Source organism: Fodinibius salicampi (genome assembly GCF_039545095.1).
GTDB lineage: Bacteria > Bacteroidota > Rhodothermia > Balneolales > Balneolaceae > Fodinibius > Fodinibius salicampi.
In genome coordinates this window covers 53271-70794 of record NZ_BAABRS010000006.1, presented here as the reverse complement: position 1 = coordinate 70794, position 17524 = coordinate 53271, and the positions used below count along the sequence as shown (strand labels likewise).

Here is a 17524-nt window from a genome sequence, read left to right as displayed (position 1 = left end):
CCAAGGTTAATTCAGTTTTTTATTATTTAACTTCAAGAAATAAAAGTGAGCAAGAAAGGGCGAAATATGTCTACTTGAAAGGCGGTTTAAACAAATTTATTAGGTTTGTTAGATTCATTCTTTAAGAATACGAGTTGCAATATTCCACACATGGCCCGAAAGGTCAACAATTCGTCCAACTCGATCGCCCCAAGCTTGGTCTTCTGGCGGCAATAAAACCCGTGCTCCTTCAGCTACCGCTCGCTCAATGACTATATCTACTTCTTCCTCGCCGTACAAATATATGACTACTGATGAACTACCGTCTGGTTGTGGGGCGCGACTTGCCAAATGTGAAGATTCATTGTGAATCATGATTAGCGACTCATTAATTTTAAGTGTTGCATGTATAACACTGCCATCTTTTGCTTTACGCCGCGACAGCTCGACAGCACCAAATACACGTTGGCAAAATTTGATTTCGTCGGAGGCATTACTGCAAACCAGCATTGGTATTATCATTTTTGGTTTCAAAACATGATTTCTAATTTGCCTAACATGATATGATTATTACGTATTCAATATAAGTACCGGACAGGGACTTTGTTCAAGAATTGTTTCAACCCTGTGACCTAAATAAAGTCGATGTGAACCCGGACGAACATTTGTACCCAAGATGACCAAGTCAATTTCGTTGTCAACGGAAAAATCATAAATGGCCTGTTCGGGACTTTCCCCACGTTCAACTACGGTTTGTGTTTTCACTCCCATTGCTTCTCCCATTTGCTGCAGATCACCCAGGATATTATTTGCAATTTTAATCTCGTTATCCTTTTTAAATTCCCGTACGTGATAAGGAGTATCTGCATAATTATCTATCACAACATTCAAAATAGAAACTTCATGGCGGGAATCTGACTTAGCAATAAAAAGTCCCAGATCTACTGCATTTTTCGCCGCTTCCGATCCATTAGTGGGAACCAATATTCGTTCGGGACTCCATTGATCATCAATTTTTCGCCCTTGTACAATCAGTGTTGGACAGGGAGCTACTCTCGTCAAATAATCAATAAGAGGACTAAATAAATGGGATAAATTAGTTTGACGTTCCGTGGCTCCCAGCACGATCAGCTCATAATCTTTCTTCGCTTCATCTAAAATAGCATCCCCGATATTCTGTTCTTCAACGACTTTTGTAACGATCTCATCCTGGTTAAAATATCCAGAAAGTTTTTCTAAATATTCCTCACACTGTTCTTCATTATCATCTCTTGCAACGGTAAATAGCGTAAGCGACAATTCAGATTCCCGTCCTAACAATTCCAGTATTTCCGCTTCCACAGATTGTATGGTAAGTTCATCCAAATCATCTGACCGAAATCGTACGGGCAACAGTATCCGATGGACACCCGCGATGAGACTTTCTGCTTCCATCTCTTCTTTTTTTAAGCGCTCCTCTTCCTCGGCCCCTATTTCCACTCGCTTAAGTACCCAGCGAAGTGCCGACGGCGCCATCAGGGATGTAGCCATGGCCATCACTACGATAATAGAAAACATATCCTGGGCGAGTATTCCCAGGTTCAAACCGATGGTAGCAATAATAATCTCCATAGCCCCGCGAGCATTGAGTCCCGCGCCAAAACTAAGAGAGGACCAGTGATCTTTACCACCAATAACGCGTGCCCCCAAATAGGTACCTGCCACTTTCCCCAGTGTTGCTACTGCAATGACCAACAGGGTAATCAAAAAAAGCGTAGGCTCAAACAGATTGAGCATATTTACCTTTAATCCCGCTACAGCAAAAAAGACGGGGGCAAAAATTGCAAGAGCTACACTCTCAAGATTATGGATAACACTTTCCGGCAGCCGAGGCATCATCCCAAACAAGATACCCATCACAAAAGCACCCAGTACTGCTTCCAGATTCAACGCCTGTGTAATAGCCCCCCAAATAAACATCATGATAACAACCAGTGTTAACAGCCGGTCTGTACTTTCTACTTCATCCTGAACAAAAATTAACAACTTACGCACGAGCCAACGTCCCAGTGTAAAACTCAGAAGCATAAATGCCACGACACTACCTATAATTTGCAGCACGGTTCCCGCAGTTACGGCCTCACCGCTCGCCAGTCCTGCTACGATAGATAATAAAATCCATCCTGTAGTATCATCACTCATACCCGCCGCAATGATAGTCTGACCGATATCTCTGCGCATGAGGTTCAAATCCATCAGTACTTTGGCAATTACGGGTATAGCAGAAATCGACATCGATACTGCTACAAATAACTCAAAAATGAGACGGTTTTCGGGATCTGCTACTAAAAAATCCGGGAGATATTGCCCAAGCAGAAAACCTGTTGCAAAGGTAATAGTAATACCCCCGAATGAGACACCAATTGCGGTACGTGCATGACGTTTAATGAGCTTAATATCGGTTTCAAGTCCTGTTATAAGCATTAAAAACATCGCCCCTAACAGACTGACCGTCTCCAGCAGATATCCCTGCACTTCATTTTGCGGAATCATTAAATTCCCAAATTCAGGAAAGAGGCTACTTAACAAGGAGGGCCCTAATATAATACCGGCTAAAATTTCCCCAACTACGGAAGGTTGTCCCAAACGTTGTGCAACTTCTCCTAATGTTCGGGCTGCCAATAAAAGAATTCCAACCTGTATAACGAACATCAATACATCATGATGCGGCGCAGCAGAAAAAATATCCACTATGAAACGAATTTTAAGTTAGAGAGATTTTAGAGATAAAGAGAATACTATTTTTAATTTTAACATTCCATTTTTAGCATTTTTTCTGTTAAACTATGTAAGAGGAAGATATGAGCTGTTACGTTATTTTATGGGAAGTCAATGGATTCAATAGATTTTAAAAACCACATCTCACAATAATGAAGCTATTTCCAAAGCTTTTTTTCGGTTTTCTCATTCTAATAGGGATCGGAGCATGTCGCAGTTCAGAGCAAACTATAGACCAACCAAAAGCAGTCGAAGAATCTGAATTCTATACAACTGCCTTTCCCAGTCAAAATCTTTCTGAATCCCTGCAAAGAGCAGAAGAAGCAATTATTCGAATAATATCCACCTCTTTCTATGACACCTACTCGTTTAACAAACCGAGTGTTACTCTTCCAGACGTTAATACCAACAGACTGGAAGACATAGCCTCCCATAGTCATTCCACTGAAGAAAGTTCAGCAGGGACCTCCATCCTACTAGATGTAAATAATCGTGATAAAGCATTGCTTATTACTACAGCACACACGGTTACATCAGCGGATACCCTTATCACTTATTATGAAGGAGAACAAATATCCGCGAACACATTTATTGAAACCATCAGTATCAAAAGAAGACAAAATAACCTCATTTTCACACCAGAAGAATTGGGTATTTTTGAAATCATTGCACGGGATGCACTTTCGGACCTCGCTCTTCTTTCTGCCAATTTAAAGGCTGATATCCAGGATAATCATCAGGAACTGTCGTTTTCAATGGGCCATTCAGAAAAAATCCAGTTAGGGTCTTTTTTATATATCTTAGGTTTCCCAAAGGGATATCCCATAATAACCCGAGGAATCGCCAGTTCGACAAGGGGCCAATCTCGCCAACGTTTTTTTGTCAGTGATGCGCTTTTTAATCCCGGCATCAGCGGTGGGCTTGTACTTGCAAGCAACGATCAGTTCAATAGCTTTGAATGGGTCGGTATGGCCCGCTCAGCAGCAGCTACGCGAGAGCCTTACTTAATTCCTAATCCCGATGACGAATATTCGGACAATCTTATTGAACCCTATAACGGCTCGATTTTTATTGAAGAGAAACGAAGGATCTCTTATGGGATAACCCATGCCATTCCCATCAATGAGATCCGAAACTTTATTGACAGTAACAAGGATGTAATCCGTCGTAATAACTTTAATTATCCATAATGGTCCTATAACTTAATAAGTCATATGGATATACCTTAACACCTTCTCCATTTCCCGCTTTACAACTGAGGAGGAAGTTACATAGTGGTTATTCATAAAAGAAAAATATAATTTCTTACCGCTTCTGGTTATTATATAGCCACTTAATGCATGATTATTGCTAAGCGTACCTGTTTTGGCAAAGACATAAGGATCTTCCCCTTCTGGTGCTTCATACCAATTCCGAATCGTTCCCCTTTCTCCACCGGCTGGCAGCAGGTCTGAGCAGGTATATCAAGCATTGTTTTTAGCCCTGCCTCTGCCTTTTGAACCGCACGTATAGCATTCACCATAATGGCAGAAGTAGCGATATCGCCATTTATACCACCGGGGATCGTAGAAGTAAATTCCGGTGTACCCGTTATCCGGATGCTGTCATAAGATTTTTCAATCCCTATTGCAGCCTTAAAAACTAACGTAATTACCTCCTTACCTTTTTTAAACCTTTTGCCACCTGCTGAACTCCAGCTAACTCACCTTGATGAACGTTAATCGTGTCACCTTGGATGTTTTTTTCGGACAGAACGGGAATCAGCTTTTCCCGAACTTATATTCGACAGAACTGTAATTGGGAAGTATTAATTGCTGGTGCCCAACGTTCCGCAAAGCAATAGTATCCGAACTTGAGCTTTGTGCGCTTATCGCCTGCTACTCTATTTCCTCTTCAGCATCTTCTGATACAATCCCAAGGCGCTGAGCTCGTTCCATCCATTTTTTACGGGCCATTTTCTGCATATCTTCGATAGTGTCTACTTCATCTATAATTTCCATACCAAGGAGGGTTTCAACAAGATCTTCCATGCTTACGACTCCCGCAAATCCGCCGTATTCATCGACCACCATTGCAATATGTTCCTGTTTTTTCATCAACCGTTCAAAGAAATCCTGCAGTGGAGTCATCTCAGGCACAATAAGGATATCACGCTTAAACTCTTTTAGTTTTGTTTCCGTCTCTCCACGGGCCATCATCAATAACAAATCATTTTTTAAAACATATCCTGTTACTTCATCCCGCGCCTCTCCATATACCGGTAATCGCGAAAAATGCAGCTGCTCTACATTATCACTGATTTCCCCAACCGTAAGGGTTTGGTTAAATCCAACAACCACCGTGCGGGGAGTCATGATATCTTTAACCCGAAGGGAACTAAATCGAATCAAATTTTTAAAAATTCGGGATTCTTCTTCCTCAAAAATCCCTTCTTCTACCCCCAGATCGGCTAAAGCCCCAAACTCTTCGCGACTAAAGCTCGGTACTTCATCTTCATTGGAAAGCAACCGGGTAATAGCCTGCGACATTACCACAAAGGGATATAGCAGAAACATCAACCCGTGCAGCGTCTTGGCCGTAAATTTTGCCAATTCCCTCCAGTAGGTTGCTCCAATAGTTTTTGGTATAATTTCGGACAATACTAAAATAAGTAAGGTAAGAACGGCTGACGTTATGGCTACATAGCTTTCACCAAAAATAACCTGTGCCTGTGCACCTACACCTGCAGCACCTACTGTGTGCGCTATCGTATTTAAACTTAAAATAGCAGATAGCGGACGGTCAATATCCTCCTTATAACTGCGAAGCAATTTGCCGGTCTTACTCCCCTTGCGCTCCATTATGGCAATATAAGAATGACTTACCGAGAGTAAGACTGCTTCTAACATTGAACAAAGAAAAGAAACGCCAATAGCAAGTAACAAATAAAAAATCAATAAACCCATAGATCAAAAATAGGACATAAGTATCTTTATAAAAAGAAGAAGGTATAAAAATTTAAAAACAGATTTAGGCCTACCGCTGTGTTGGTTATATTAGACCTTCAAAAATGTTAAGAAAATTATTGCCTTGCTTTCATTAAATAATATATCTCTTTCCTTTGGAGGGGAACCCTTACTTCAAGAAGTTAATGCTCTTATTAATCCCGGTGACCGTATAGGGCTCGTCGGACCCAATGGGGCGGGTAAGTCGACCTTACTTAAAATAATTGCCGGAGAAGTTGTACCGAATGAAGGTACCATAAAAAAGTCCCAGGCTGCTACAATCGGGTATCTTCCTCAGGATGGGGTTGATCCCGATCCCAATCGTACCGTTTATGAAGAGGTCGAAAGCGCATTTGCAGACATTCGCAAACTCGAGAAAAAGGTGCAGGAGACCCAGCAAAAAATATCCAACATGGATACCGGATCCTCTGAGTATAAAAAGACCATGGAGCAGCTGGGAAAATATCAGAGCAAGCTTGAACAGTCCGGAGCCTATACGCTGCAGTCTGACATTGAGAAGGTACTTATGGGACTCGGCTTTTCCACCGATGACTTTAAACGGATGACGACCGAATTCAGCGGAGGATGGCTCATGCGTATTGCATTGGCTAAGTTATTGTTACAGAGACCTATGTACCTTCTCCTTGACGAGCCGACCAATCACCTGGATATTGATTCCCTGCGCTGGATCGAGCAGTTCCTGCAAAACTATGAAGGTGCCGTTATTCTTGTCTCTCACGATAAAGCATTTCTCAATAAGATTACCAATCGAACCCTTGCACTTGACCATGGAAAACTGCTGGATTATGCTGGAAATTATGACTACTACCGGGAAAAACATGCCGAACGAATGGAACACCGGCGCAAGGCGTATGAGAACCAGCAGAAGCAAATCAAGGAAATACAAGATTTTATTGACAAATTCCGGTACAATGCCAGCAAGGCGGCACAGGTGCAAAGCCGCATCAAGCAGCTGGAAAAAATGGACAAGATTGAACTGGATGAAAGGGAAGAAGAAATTACGTTTGAATTCCCACCACCCGAACGAAGCGGGGCTATTGTTATGAAGCTGGAGAATGTCCGCAAACAGTATGGCGATAATGTGGTATTCGAGGATCTCTCATATACCATCGATCGCCAAGATAAAATTGCGGTCGTCGGTCCCAATGGGGCGGGTAAGTCAACATTGATCCGTATCATGGCAGGAATTGAAGAAGCCACTAACGGCAAACGAGAACCCGGCCATAATGTAACCACCAGTTACTTCGCCCAGCATCAGGCCGATGAACTGGACCTTGAAAAAACCGTGTTTGAAATTATGCGTGAAGCGGATCCTCATGCCAAAGAAACCCGTTTGCGAACAATCTTGGGCTGCTTTCTTTTTCAGGGTGATGATGTCTTTAAAAAAGTATCGGTCCTTTCCGGTGGGGAAAAAAGTAGGCTGGCACTGGCACGGATGTTATTACGACCGGCCAATTTCCTGATTTTTGATGAACCGACTAATCACTTGGATATGCAATCCAAACGTATTCTTCAACAGGCGCTTGAGCAATATGAGGGTACCTTTATGATCGTTTCTCACGATCGTGACTTCCTCGATCCTATAGTCGATAAAGTACTGGAAGTACGTCCGCAAACCACTAATACATTTTTAGGCAATGTTTCCTACTACCTCGAAAAGGTGGAAGAAAGAGAAAAAGAGGATGATGATAACCGGGATACACCATCAAACGGCCAGAACAACGGCTTATCCAGAAAGGAAGAGCGGCGTATCGCAGCCCAAAAAAGGCAAGAAAAATATAACCAGCTAAAGCCACTCAAAAAGAAAATTGCGCCCCTTGAAGAAGAAATTGAGCAACTCGAAAGTCGTAAAAATGAAATTGAGGAAGAAATGGCCGAACCTGATTTCTATGACGATGAGGAACAAGTTAAAGAAATATCCATGGAATATGAGAAGCTCAAGGCCGAGCTGGTAGAAATCTATGCTGAATGGGAAGAATTAGCCATGGAGATCAGTGAAATCGAAGAAGAGTTCGCTTCAAAATGAAGGAACAGATGAATATATTTTTTAATCAATAGTCTATGGGAAAATTAGATAACAAAGTGGCCATTATAACCGGAGCTACCCGTGGGATGGGACGGGCAACCGCTGAACTTTTTGCTAAAGAAGGAGCAAAAATAGTGGTTAGTGGCCGCAATAAACAACGGGGGAAGCAAGTAGTAAAGACCATTTCCAAACAAGGTGGATCGGCCATATTTGTACCAGCAGATATTCGTATGCCCGAGGCGAATAACCAGCTTGTTGAAAAAGCGATCGAAGAATTTGGCCGCCTGGACATACTTATTCCCAACGCGGGAATACTTGGTCTAGGGTCCATAACCGAAGTTGAGAAAAACACCTGGCACCAAACACTAGATACGAACTTAAACGCCATATTTTACTTAATGCGTGCGGCTATTCCGGAAATGAAGCATAACGATGCTACAGGAAGTATTGTCGTAACAGGGTCTATCGCAGCTCATAAGGGCTTCCCAAATCATGCCGCTTACTGCGCCTCAAAAGGAGCCGTTGAAGCTTTGGTACGGCAGGCCGCCGTTGACTATGCCCCAGACATTCGCATCAACTTAGTACAACCGGGCCCCGTACAAACAGATCTCTACGATAATTCGGCGGCAGCTTTTCCTAACCCGGATACTATTCTCGATGAAGTGCCGGAAACCCTGCCTATGAAAAAAGTCGGTTCTCCTGAAGATATAGCCCGCACCATTCTTTTCCTGGCCAGTGACGAATCAGCCTGGACAACCGGATCTGTCTATACGATTGATGGAGGAGCATCTGCAGCAGGATAAATTAAAACGACGATAAAAATTAAATTACCGGTAGCTTTTATGAGTCAAACGCTAACTGGCAAAAATCTGGTCTTCATTCCGAAATGCCTTGAATTCCAGTGCATTCCCACTGGGATCCTTGAAAAACATAGTTGCCTGCTCCCCAGGTTGGCCTTCAAAACGGATATAAGGATCGATAATGAAATTGACACCTTTATTTTGCAACCTTTCAGCCAGTTCCTCCCATTGTACCCATTCCAGAATTAATCCAAAATGTTTGGCCGGCACCGCATGTCCGTCTACTTCATTCACACTTGATTTTCCGGCCTCATCCGGGCTAAGGTGTGCAACCACCTGGTGTCCCCAAAAATCGAAATCAATCCACTGATCTGAACTTCTTCCGGTTTCACATCCAAGCACATCACGATAAAAAATAAGGGTTTCCTGAAGATCCGTTACTGGAAATGCGAGATGAAAAAAAGGCTTTCTCTTATCAGTCATTTAATATAAGATAGAGTTTATTTTATAACATTAATATACGCTATAAATATTACTTAAACCTATGATAAAATTTGTTCAGGAATAAAAAAGATTGTATTTATATCCTCCGATGTTTGGAACCTAACCAGGCATTGAATGTTATAAAAAGCTTTGCTGTTACAAAAAGTAAGTTTTAATTAAATCTTAAAGAATATACCATGATAAAATTATTCACTAAATATGCTATAGGACTCTTTTTAATGACCTTTGCTGTTAGTTGTGCTCAGCAAGGTACTGAACAGCAACAATCCCAGGAAACAGTTACTGACACGGTTGAAGTAACCACAGATTATACCAAAGCAGTAGCTGTTGTTCATCCCACTGAAGGGAACAGTGCTTCCGGGACCGTTACTTTTAGCCAAACAAATGATGGAGTTCGCGTTGAAGCTGAAATAGAAGGACTTGAGCAAGGCAAGCATGGGTTCCATATCCATCAATATGGAGATTGCACTGCTTCTGACGGAACTTCTGCCGGAGGCCATTATAATCCGGAAGGCAATGACCATGCAGGGCCGGACGCCGAATCCCGACATGTTGGAGATATGGGGAATATTGAAGCCAACGAAAAAGGAGTCGCTACTAAAAACTATGTAGACTCCACTATAGAGTTAAACGGTTCCAATAGCATTATTGGCCGCGGAATTGTTATACATGGCGGAGAAGACGATTTAGAATCTCAGCCTACCGGTGCCGCAGGTCCGCGCATGGGATGCGGAGTCATAGGCATCGCCAATACCAGTGCTGAATAAGCAAAGGCTTACATATTCACTTCCAGCCCGGCCGTTGGGTCGGGCTTTTTTATTTATTGGTATTGCTTATCGGCTTTAAACCATTTTATCGGATAAGAATATACTTAACAAATCTTATTCAACAATCTTATCTATATAGTCTGAATTCATAATCCCTAATGCTCCCATATAATTCATCCGGAATCTTATAAAGTCGCCCACTTCATAACCAGATGTATTATCCCCTACATCCAGGATTAGCATATCCGAGCTTGCATCAACAATTTCTACATCATCCTCTACATTAATCAGATGATCCGGGTTTATATCCAGGTATCCAATATCCAGAATAGCCCGATAAGATGTTTTCCCATAATCATCCTCGTCAATTTCAACCGTGTTACCCTGCGGGTCTTTTCCCAGCTCTCCGGTCGGAACTTTAGGTTTTTCCGATATTTCAATAATCTGGGTATATAGTTCCAACACGTCATTGTGCATACCCTCGATTGTTCCGTCTGCAAAAAGGTCTTTGCCAAAGAACAGCGCTTCACCTACCCGAAAATGGTTGATACCTCTGGGCAACTGGTTTCTCAGCAGTAAAGGTATAGTGACCGTAGTTCCACCTGAAACCAATGGAATGGTTTTGTCGAATTGAAGTTCAATAATCTGTTTATACAGAGATAGTTGAATGAGCTTATCTTCATCAGGCATAACCCCGTGCATGCAATTCAGATTGGTCCCAATACCAATCACTTCTATATTGGTCAACTTAAATACCTTTTCGTAAAAACCAATAAGATTTTCCCGGACTACTCCCTCCCGCAGGTCCCCCATCTCAATCATTATAATAACCTTATGTACTTTATCCTGCCTTTTTGCTTCTTCAGAAAGGGCATGCAGGGTAGAAAGCTCCGTATTCAAGCTTGCATCGGCATACTTCACCACCGACTCGATAATATCCTTTGGCGGGGGCTTAATATAAGTAGTCATTGTATCCGGATCGATCTCTTTAATCTTCTTCAGATTACTGATCCGGGAATCATGCATTTCACCAATACCTAATTCAGCAACTTCTTTTAAGAACGCTTCATGTCCACACAGTAGCTTTGTTGTTATTCCCCATTTGATGTCATTCTCTTTAAAAAGATCATCGAGGAAATTATAATTATGACGCAGCTTATCTCTATATAATTTTAAATAGGCCATTCCCTATTTCTTTAGTCGCATTTCTAAATAATCATTTGTGAATCCATATTTTTCATACAGATGTATTGCAGGGTTATCGGGTTCCACATGAAGAGCAATATCTCCGTCCGTTGCTTCAATAATCCGTTCCATTAGCTGTTTCCCAACACCCTCTCCCCGCGTTTCTTTATGAACTGCGATATAAACCAAGATATGTTCCGGTATATATCCACCCATATTAGTATGATTAATAATAACCACACCCATAATTCTTTTATTTTTATGAGCGACTAATATAAACCCATCCTGACATTCTTTATCTCCGTAAGCATAGCTTATGCAATTTAAAATATGTTTCTTGGCGTCACCGTATTCATCCAGATGTTCATATAAGAAATTGGTGATATCCTCCCTTCCAAAAGAAGTAGGGTTTTCTGCATCTGATTGTAAAATGTCAAAGCGCATAAAAATATTTAATTGTTAAATATTGACTGACTTATGATATATTGGACGATTCATTGTCCGGGAATAATAGCGATAATGATATAAACACAATGGCTGATACTGTAATTCCAAACACATTGGCATCAAGACCCGCAGGAAGCTCTTCTATAAGTAACTCAAGTAATAGGGTTGTTGTTCCACCCATGATCATAGCTCCAATAGCACCTATGCTACTGCTTTTCTCCCAATAGAGAGCACCTAAAACCGGAACGAATAGACCTGATACCATAAAGGCATACGAATATAGCATCAGATCCAGTACATTAGTCATTGTGGTAGCAATAAGCAGAGCAAGCGTACCGATAACCAATGTGGTAATCTGGGAAAACCGTAAAAAGGTATCACTATCGTGATCTACCTCCTTAAAATAACCAATAATATCTGAAACTGTATTTCCCGATGCCGCCATCAGGCAACTATCAGCCGTAGAAAGAATAGCTGAAAAATACGCACTCATCATGATACCCATAAGCCCGACCGGTAGTATTGTTCGTAATAACATCGGTAGGCCTGTTTCGGGATCAGTATCCGATACATCAGCTGCTCCGAGATATTCGAACATTCCCTGTGCAGCACCTACCTTTGCAAAAAGTCCGAGAGAAACCCCCATAAAAGCCATAATCGGCCATTCAAATACACCAGCCAAATACCACGCTCTTTTAGCTGTTTTTTCGTCGTTGCAAGCATATATACGCTGATAGAGGGTCATTCCAACAAACCAGATAGGAATAATGGTAGCCCCCCAATAGACTACTCGCTGCCATGTTAAGTTACCCATCGATAACAGTGCAGGATCTACATTTTGGGTTATCCCTTCCCATCCTCCCACGGCGGTGTAAGAGAGCGGTACCCCAATAAAAATCAGGCCCAGCATCAAAATAGTCCATTGTACCGTATCGGTATAAATGACGGCTTTGAGTCCTCCCATCACTGTATATAATACTGCCACAGATCCCATAATTATGAGTGCTGTTTGGAGATCGAGATCGGCAAAGGTCCCCGTAGCTAATTTTGCACCGGCTAAAATCTGAGAGCTGGTAAATCCGGCGTAACCAATTGCAGAAATAATTCCGGCAACAAGAGCCACTTCAGGGGTAAAATAATGTTTGAATATTTCCGGGAAGGTAAAAGCTTTATCGAAAACAGGATTTCCTTTCACTTTGGGAATAAGGAAAACGGCTGCCAGCCATGCCCCTACCAGACCGGTAAAAAGCATCCAGGATCCTGATATTCCCATCACAAAACCGAGCCCTCCCAAACCAATAGAAAACCCACCACCGACATCAGTAGCAACTACTGAGAGACCAATATGGAGGCTGTTCATATTACGTCCACCCACATAGTAATCATCTGCTCCTTCATTTCTACTCAGGAAGAAGAAGCCAAATCCCAACATCCCTAACATATAGCAGATAAAGATCGTTAGGTCAATCCAATGCATAATTATTTTAATCCAAATGTTGGATTTCCATCTAATAAAAAAACCCTTGAGCTTTACACCCAAGGGTTAAAATTTATTGCGTGTTAATATAGGCTTTCCTTAACAGAATATCCAAATATGATACATGGCCACGTTTCTTCTCCATCTACACAGGCTGTATATATTACTAAACAATATACCGAGGCAATGTTGAAGGTATTTGTACAAGAACTTCATAATTCATGAAATTACGCATTTCACTAAAAGAAGCAACGGTCATTTCCTGATCTCCCTGTTTCCCTATGATTACTACTTCATCTCCTTTTTGAACGTTTGGGATATCGGTAATATCAACAGTCAATAGATTCATATTCACTAATCCCGCTACGGGTGCTCGCTCTCCATTAATAAGTACAATACCTACATTGGTCAAATTACGACCGAAACCATGCGAATAGCCAATGGGCACAGTTGCTATATTTTGGTCACGACTGGTTAAATAGGTATTGCCATAGCCCACAAATTCACCCGCTGGTACTTTTTTCGTGCTCATCACTTTACTCTTCCAGCTTATGATCCGTTTTAGGGGATCCTGATGTTCTTCATCAACTCTCGGATGTCGTTTTACAAAATTCATATATGTTTCGCGGTTAGGCCAAAAACCATACTGGGCAATCCCGATCCGGACCATATCCATAATAGTATCCGGATAATTCAGGGCCGAAGCTGAGCAAGCCGAATGTATTTGCTTTGCTTCGATTCCCTCTTCTTTAAACCAGGAACAATATTCATCAAAGTTTTCGATCTGCTTTTTAATACGGACGTAATTACCCACACTTTCCGCGCCAGCATAATGGGTACATAACCCATCTACTTCCAGATACTTGTGATTTTCCTTCAGCATCTGAACCGCATCTTCAAATTTTTCAGGCGCCAAGCCAAGCCGATTCATGCCGGTTTCAAGGTGCAAATGGATCCGAGCTGACTTGCCCAATCGCCGCGCTTCTTTGATCGCAGCTTTAAGCCTGTCTAATTCAAAAATAAAGAACGAGATCTCATGCTCAATTGCCCAGGCAATCACATCATTGCTAATCATACCCATAATCATAATATGGGTACTGGAATGGGAAGAAGCTCTCTGTGCTTTACGTGCTTCATCTGAACTAAACACTGAAAAATGACGAACGCCACAATCCTCTGCCATGGGGACAAAATATTCGATGCCGTGGCCGTATGCATTACCCTTTATAACTGAGCTGAACACTACATCTTTACCAATATAATCTCTGAGGAAGGTAATATTTTTCTTAAAAGCCGCTTCATTCAATTCAATGTGTGAAGGGTAGAACAGATCTTTCATTACTCCGATACCGTTTCTTTAATAATTTGCATAAACATTTTTACTCCACTCACAATAATTTCATCAGGAAAATCATAGCTTCCAGCATGCAGAGGTGGATGCCCCTCCCCGCTTCCCAACCCGAACATTGCTCCGGGTATTTCCTTCAAAAAATATCCAAAATCTTCAGACCAATTAAATGGAAGTTCTTTCCTTAAAACTTTAAGATTCTGATTTTCAGCACTTTCACGTATAACTTTTACTGCTTTACTATCATTCACCAAGGCTGCAAAAGGCTGAACCCAATCATGCTCTATCTCTAAATCATAAGTTGAAGCCAGTCCTTCAGCTATCTGAACACATCGATCTTGGAGGTTATTCAAAACGCCATCATCATAGGTACGAAGGGTTACTCTTACGGTTGCCTCAGCCGGAGATGTACCATAGGCTTCTTCACCCAATTCAACATTGACAACCGTCACTTTGACTGCCTGATCCAGCGACGAATAGAATTGAGGTACTGACGAAAGTGATTGTATGAGCTGTCCTACAGCCAGTGCGGGACTTTTTCCTTCTTCAGGATGAGCAGCGTGGGATGTTTCGCCATAAAAATGAATAGCTAACCCCGCCGAGGCGGCTGCAAAAATCCCTTCCCGAATAACAACCTGGTGTTTTTCGTATCCTGGCAGATTATGAAGTGCAAAACAATAATCCGGATTTAGCTTTTTAAACTTTTGATTCTCCAAAACAGCCATAGCTCCTTCTCCTGTCTCTTCGGAGGGCTGAAAGAGGAGGGAAACTTGACCGCTTGAAAGCCCCTCTTCTCCTAAAATATTAGCCACTCCACATACAATACTCATATGCCCGTCATGACCACACTTATGCCCCACTCCCTCCTTCCGGGACTTATAGGAAGCGTCAATTTTATCCTTAATAGGCAAAGCATCGAGCTCACAACGCAGTAAAATGTGCGGGCCGTTTGCCTCTCCCAGATAGGTTGCTAATATTCCGTGTCCGCCAATATTAGACTGGATGTCATCTGGATTAGTATCCGATAAAAATTCCTGGATTATTTGAGCCGTTTGCTTTTCTGAGCCTGAAATCTCAGCCTCAGCATGCAACCGGTGTCGTAGTTTTTTTAATTCGGGTATGTATTGCTCTATCTCGAAAGGCATGAGCTATAATTTTATTCCTTAACAATTCATAGCAAAGGAATAATAAGTGCATTTTAATGCAGAATTGCCAACGATCTTTTTTTCGATCCTTCTCAAATACTTTTTTATAAAATTGGGGGGGGATAAAGTATTAAAAAAATATTTTCCTTCTGTTGTTAAGACGGTATCTTCTTAATGTCATAAATTTTTCAATCCAACAATCACTTACTGATGATTACCACCGAACAAGCAATATCCCTTGAAGATAAATATGGAGCGCATAACTACCACCCGTTGCCGGTAGTGCTATCCAAAGGAGAAGGTGTTTTTGTTTGGGACCCGGAAGGTAATCGCTATTATGACTTTCTATCAGCTTATTCTGCCGTTAACCAGGGGCACTGTCATCCCCGTATTATTAAAAAATTAAAAGAACAAGCCGAAAAGCTTACTTTGGTTTCCCGTGCTTTTTACAGCGATCAGCTGGGTGCTTATGAAGAGTATATGAGTGAGCTGTTCGGTTATGACAAACTCCTGCCCATGAACACAGGTGCAGAAGGAGTTGAAACAGCCATTAAACTTTGCCGCAAATGGTCCTACGAAAAAAAGAATCTCACTCCTGAAAAAGCGACCATTATTGTAGCCAAAGGTAATTTCCATGGCCGGACCACCAGTATCATTTCTTTTTCCAACGATCCGGTAGCCCGAAAAAATTTCGGTCCTTATACTCCGGGCTTTGTTTCTATTCCCTACAACGATCTTGATGCGCTTGAGCAGGCTTTACAGGAAAAGGATGTCGCCGGATTTCTGGTTGAACCTATACAGGGAGAAGCCGGTGTAAAGGTGCCTGATGAAGGATATCTTACAAAAGCATCGGAGCTTTGCCAGAAATACGATACCCTGTTGATTGCAGATGAAATTCAAACAGGCATTGCCCGCACCGGGAAGATGCTTTGCGTCGATCACGAAAATGTGCGCCCCGATATTGTAATCCTTGGTAAAGCCCTTTCGGGCGGAGCCTATCCCGTATCCGCCGTATTGGCAAATGATGATATCATGGAGTGTCTGCGACCCGGTGAACACGGATCTACTTATGGAGGAAATCCATTGGCATGCGCCGTCACCATGGAAGCACTGGATGTTATTCGCGAAGAAAACCTGGCTGAAAATGCTAAAAAACTAGGGGAAATATTCCGTAAGGCTATGGCAGATTTCATTGAAGACTCTTCTCTGGTTAGTCTTGTTCGTGGAAAAGGATTACTCAATGCTATTGTCATCGATGACAGTCCTGAAAGCGATACGGCCTGGAACATTTGCCTTCAGCTTAAGGAAAACGGTTTGCTTGCAAAGCCTACCCATGGGAACATCATCCGCTTTGCCCCCCCGTTGGTAATGACAGAAACCCAGCTTCGGGATTGCATATCAATTATTACCGATACGATCAGCACTTACGAACAAGAAAATGAATTAAATTAAGAGATGTCTAAAAATATGGACTGGGCTCAATAAAGAGGTCCCAGTACCGTTCGGGGATCGGGATAGGCTGACAGAGCCTCCTCAAGGTTTTCTTCCGCCACTACCCCCGGCATATCCGCCTCTCCCGGATCTTCTAGTGAAAGTTGTAAGTGGAGATGGGGAACCCATCCACCATTTACCTCCTCGCTGCCAAGTTCTGCAATTTGCTCTCCCGTTGAGATACTCTCCCCCACACTAACCTTTTCGAGTGATTCTTTTGACAAGTGCCCATATAATGCAAAAAGAGTCGTTTCTTCTATGGAATATTCGACTACGAACGTCGGTCCGTAATCACCCGGCTGGTCGTTATACCGTATATAGGCAACTTCTCCTTCATAAAACGAATAGACATCGGCTCCGGCTTTAGTCCATATATCAATGCCCATATGAATATCACGACGGCTCTGATATTGAGGAGCAACATACATCTCGCTTCTTTTCTCGTTATATCGACCTATCCCCCATTCCTTCGACCGAATAAACTCGGGGTCGTAGCCTTCCGTAAAATCAAACACAAACATCTCGTCAGGATAATCCATAACCTTGGCGAAATGCGTATTCGAAAATTCAAGCCCTACCATGCTTTTCAATGA

17 protein-coding genes are annotated in these 17524 nt (G+C 42.1%); 5 read left to right on the top strand and 12 right to left on the bottom strand.

From position 1 onward, the window contains the following. Positions 1-114: 114 nt before the first annotated feature. Complete coding sequence (locus ABEB05_RS16595) at positions 115-489, bottom strand: VOC family protein (RefSeq protein ID WP_265791816.1); 375 nt, start codon at positions 487-489, stop codon at positions 115-117. A 60-nt stretch (positions 490-549) separates the two neighbouring features. Then, positions 550-2709: a cation:proton antiporter domain-containing protein gene (locus tag ABEB05_RS16590; protein ID WP_265791817.1), complete on the bottom strand. Its 2160-nt coding sequence runs from the start codon at positions 2707-2709 to the stop codon at positions 550-552. A gap of 179 nt (positions 2710-2888) precedes the next feature. On the opposite strand from ABEB05_RS16590, the gene ABEB05_RS16585 reads away from it, so the two are divergent. Next, a complete protein-coding gene (locus tag ABEB05_RS16585; RefSeq protein ID WP_265791818.1) occupies positions 2889-3926 on the top strand; it encodes a S1 family peptidase in 1038 nt (345 codons plus the stop codon). Between the two features lie 12 nt (positions 3927-3938). Here the strand turns inward: ABEB05_RS16585 and ABEB05_RS16580 are convergent, their stop codons facing one another. From ABEB05_RS16580 to ABEB05_RS16575, 3 genes are all read right to left on the bottom strand, one after another. Further along, the gene (locus ABEB05_RS16580; RefSeq protein ID WP_345694318.1) at positions 3939-4181 is read right to left on the bottom strand and encodes a D-alanyl-D-alanine carboxypeptidase; all 243 of its coding nucleotides are present in this window, start codon (positions 4179-4181) and stop codon (positions 3939-3941) included. Then, positions 4070-4357 (bottom strand): hypothetical protein, encoded by a 288-nt coding sequence (locus ABEB05_RS17155; protein ID WP_425558426.1) that lies wholly within the window; start codon positions 4355-4357, stop codon positions 4070-4072. The genes ABEB05_RS16580 and ABEB05_RS17155 overlap by 112 nt, the downstream gene beginning before the upstream one ends. A gap of 256 nt (positions 4358-4613) precedes the next feature. Further along, positions 4614-5681, bottom strand: coding sequence for a hemolysin family protein (locus ABEB05_RS16575; protein WP_265791819.1), 1068 nt, complete (start codon positions 5679-5681; stop codon positions 4614-4616). A gap of 124 nt (positions 5682-5805) precedes the next feature. On the opposite strand from ABEB05_RS16575, the gene ABEB05_RS16570 reads away from it, so the two are divergent. Beyond that, positions 5806-7767 (top strand): ABC-F family ATP-binding cassette domain-containing protein, encoded by a 1962-nt coding sequence (locus ABEB05_RS16570; RefSeq protein ID WP_265791820.1) that lies wholly within the window; start codon positions 5806-5808, stop codon positions 7765-7767. Positions 7768-7802: 35 nt separating this feature from the next. Further along, positions 7803-8570 carry an SDR family NAD(P)-dependent oxidoreductase gene (locus ABEB05_RS16565; RefSeq protein ID WP_265791822.1) on the top strand — a complete coding sequence of 256 codons (768 nt, stop codon included), beginning with the start codon at positions 7803-7805 and terminating at the stop codon, positions 8568-8570. A gap of 51 nt (positions 8571-8621) precedes the next feature. Here the strand turns inward: ABEB05_RS16565 and ABEB05_RS16560 are convergent, their stop codons facing one another. Next, the gene (locus tag ABEB05_RS16560; protein WP_265791823.1) at positions 8622-9050 is read right to left on the bottom strand and encodes a VOC family protein; all 429 of its coding nucleotides are present in this window, start codon (positions 9048-9050) and stop codon (positions 8622-8624) included. 197 nt (positions 9051-9247) lie between these two features. Here ABEB05_RS16560 and ABEB05_RS16555 point away from each other — a divergent pair, with 197 nt between their 5' ends. After that, positions 9248-9838, top strand: a complete 591-nt coding sequence (locus ABEB05_RS16555; RefSeq protein WP_265791824.1) for a superoxide dismutase family protein — start codon at positions 9248-9250, stop codon at positions 9836-9838. Between the two features lie 114 nt (positions 9839-9952). On the opposite strand, the gene ABEB05_RS16550 is transcribed toward ABEB05_RS16555, so the two are convergent. The 5 genes from ABEB05_RS16550 to ABEB05_RS16530 form a co-directional block, all read right to left on the bottom strand. Then, on the bottom strand, positions 9953-11023 hold the full coding sequence (locus ABEB05_RS16550) for an alanine/ornithine racemase family PLP-dependent enzyme (RefSeq protein ID WP_265791825.1): 1071 nt from the start codon (positions 11021-11023) through the stop codon (positions 9953-9955). 3 nt (positions 11024-11026) lie between these two features. Next, the gene (locus tag ABEB05_RS16545; protein ID WP_265791827.1) at positions 11027-11467 is read right to left on the bottom strand and encodes a GNAT family N-acetyltransferase; all 441 of its coding nucleotides are present in this window, start codon (positions 11465-11467) and stop codon (positions 11027-11029) included. A 31-nt stretch (positions 11468-11498) separates the two neighbouring features. Further along, positions 11499-12947, bottom strand: coding sequence for a sodium:solute symporter family protein (locus ABEB05_RS16540; RefSeq protein WP_265791829.1), 1449 nt, complete (start codon positions 12945-12947; stop codon positions 11499-11501). A 166-nt stretch (positions 12948-13113) separates the two neighbouring features. Beyond that, positions 13114-14286: an alanine racemase gene (gene alr / locus ABEB05_RS16535; protein ID WP_265791830.1), complete on the bottom strand. Its 1173-nt coding sequence runs from the start codon at positions 14284-14286 to the stop codon at positions 13114-13116. Then, positions 14286-15440: an amidohydrolase gene (locus ABEB05_RS16530; protein WP_265791833.1), complete on the bottom strand. Its 1155-nt coding sequence runs from the start codon at positions 15438-15440 to the stop codon at positions 14286-14288. The genes alr and ABEB05_RS16530 overlap by 1 nt, the downstream gene beginning before the upstream one ends. A gap of 210 nt (positions 15441-15650) precedes the next feature. On the opposite strand from ABEB05_RS16530, the gene rocD reads away from it, so the two are divergent. Next, positions 15651-16892, top strand: a complete 1242-nt coding sequence (gene rocD, locus ABEB05_RS16525) for an ornithine--oxo-acid transaminase (RefSeq protein ID WP_265791834.1) — start codon at positions 15651-15653, stop codon at positions 16890-16892. A gap of 26 nt (positions 16893-16918) precedes the next feature. Here the strand turns inward: rocD and ABEB05_RS16520 are convergent, their stop codons facing one another. Then, the gene (locus tag ABEB05_RS16520) at positions 16919-17512 is read right to left on the bottom strand and encodes a peptidoglycan DD-metalloendopeptidase family protein (RefSeq protein ID WP_265791914.1); all 594 of its coding nucleotides are present in this window, start codon (positions 17510-17512) and stop codon (positions 16919-16921) included. Positions 17513-17524 lie beyond the last annotated feature (12 nt).

Bases quoted from the DNA above. Each gene is read 5' to 3' on its own strand.
- ABEB05_RS16595 (WP_265791816.1), bottom strand. From the start codon at position 489: ATGCTGGTTTGCAGTAATGCCTCCGACGAAATCAAATTTTGCCAACGT.
- ABEB05_RS16585 (WP_265791818.1), top strand. From the start codon at position 2,889: ATGAAGCTATTTCCAAAGCTTTTTTTCGGTTTTCTCATTCTAATAGGG.
- ABEB05_RS16575 (WP_265791819.1), bottom strand. From the start codon at position 5,681: ATGGGTTTATTGATTTTTTATTTGTTACTTGCTATTGGCGTTTCTTTT.
- ABEB05_RS16565 (WP_265791822.1), top strand. From the start codon at position 7,803: ATGGGAAAATTAGATAACAAAGTGGCCATTATAACCGGAGCTACCCGT.
- ABEB05_RS16560 (WP_265791823.1), bottom strand. From the start codon at position 9,050: ATGACTGATAAGAGAAAGCCTTTTTTTCATCTCGCATTTCCAGTAACG.
- ABEB05_RS16555 (WP_265791824.1), top strand. From the start codon at position 9,248: ATGATAAAATTATTCACTAAATATGCTATAGGACTCTTTTTAATGACC.
- ABEB05_RS16550 (WP_265791825.1), bottom strand. From the start codon at position 11,023: ATGGCCTATTTAAAATTATATAGAGATAAGCTGCGTCATAATTATAAT.
- ABEB05_RS16545 (WP_265791827.1), bottom strand. From the start codon at position 11,467: ATGCGCTTTGACATTTTACAATCAGATGCAGAAAACCCTACTTCTTTT.
- ABEB05_RS16540 (WP_265791829.1), bottom strand. From the start codon at position 12,947: ATGCATTGGATTGACCTAACGATCTTTATCTGCTATATGTTAGGGATG.
- alr (WP_265791830.1), bottom strand. From the start codon at position 14,286: ATGAAAGATCTGTTCTACCCTTCACACATTGAATTGAATGAAGCGGCT.
- ABEB05_RS16530 (WP_265791833.1), bottom strand. From the start codon at position 15,440: ATGCCTTTCGAGATAGAGCAATACATACCCGAATTAAAAAAACTACGA.
- rocD (WP_265791834.1), top strand. From the start codon at position 15,651: ATGATTACCACCGAACAAGCAATATCCCTTGAAGATAAATATGGAGCG.
- ABEB05_RS16520 (WP_265791914.1), bottom strand. From the start codon at position 17,512: ATGGTAGGGCTTGAATTTTCGAATACGCATTTCGCCAAGGTTATGGAT.